General features: G+C 58.7%; 1 protein-coding gene. It reads right to left on the bottom strand.

Translation table 11 applies throughout. From position 1 onward, the window contains the following. Positions 1 to 232: 232 nt before the first annotated feature. Entirely contained in the window at positions 233 to 1,117 is an 885-nt protein-coding gene (locus VZ95_RS17300) for an RNA polymerase factor sigma-32 (RefSeq protein ID WP_045776968.1), read from the bottom strand. Positions 1,118 to 1,306: the final 189 nt, after the last annotated feature.

Consider the following 1,306-nt stretch of genomic DNA (forward strand, 5'->3'; position numbering starts at 1 on the left):
CGGAAAAATTTAGTCGACAGCTTCATGGTCCAAACTACCCCCTGTTGAAGAGTATGCCGTCGAACCCATGCCTGCGCTTCTCTGCCGCAGTGCACGCGGGCTGCACGTCTTCCCATTTTTGCAACCCTGATCCGACCGATTGACATGTTACGGATTTAGTCTTTGACCTCGCGGTCAAGTCTGTCAATAGGCCGAAGCGGGGCGGGGGTGTCTCAAGCGCCGAGTATGCAGATTATGCATCAATCAGCAGGTCTTGCGGTTGCTCCACATGCTTTAGGATTTGGTCGCGTAATTTGGCAAGCGCCCGATTTTCAAGCTGGCGCACGCGCTCTTTTGAGACGCCGAGGCTTTGGCCGAGCTTTTCCAAGGTGACGGGCTCGTCGCCCAAGCGGCGCTCGCAGATGATCTGGCGTTCGCGCGGGCTGAGGCTATCGAGCGCCTCTTTTAGCCATTTCGATCGGGTTTCTGCATCGCGCAAGCCGATCACGATTTCTTCCGGCGACGGGCCAGTATCGGGTAGGAACGACTGGGCGTCATCCTCGCTTGCCTCCGAAATCGGCGCGTTCAGCGATTGATCGGCCCCGGATAGCCGCTGTTCCATCGTGCGGACATCAGCTTTCGATACCCCGAGGGTTTCGGCGATTTTATCGCGGCCCGCCTCGTCCAACGCGCCGCCGGAGGCTTCTTCGATCTTGGCACGTAGGCGGCGCAGATTGAAGAACAGCGACTTTTGCGGTGCGGTCGTGCCGGTGCGCACGATGGACCAGTTGCGGAGAACAAAATCTTGCATCGCCGCCTTGATCCACCACGTCGCATAGGTAGAAAAGCGCACGTCGCGGTCGGCATCAAAGCGCGCCGCCGCCTGCATCAGCCCAACATTGCCTTCCTGGACCAAATCGCCCGATGGCAGCCCGTACAGCCGAAACCGCCCGGCCATCGCGATCACAAGGCGACCATAGGCGCGCACCAGCGCATGAAGCGCCTTTTCGTCGCCCTGCTCGCGCCAGCGCCGCGCTAGGTCAAACTCTTCCTCGCGCGCCAGCAGCGGAACCGTCATTGAGGTTCGGATATAGCCGATATTGGCGCGTTGCGTATCGATATCGTCGGTATGGGTCATGGCGCGTTTCCTTATCGCAGCCTCACACTCTTTCTACGCAGGCCCAAAACCGGCGGATCATCGCGCCGCCACAAATCCGATTAAGAAACGCATCTGACCGATAGGATCGTTTGTAAGGAGCCCATGAGCGTGCGGCAGTTTGCAACAAGGGGCGAGATTTATGCGGTTAACGACACGGGTAAAGCCAAA

Origin of the sequence: Elstera litoralis (assembly GCF_000963705.1) — a bacterium.
GTDB lineage: Bacteria > Pseudomonadota > Alphaproteobacteria > Elsterales > Elsteraceae > Elstera > Elstera litoralis.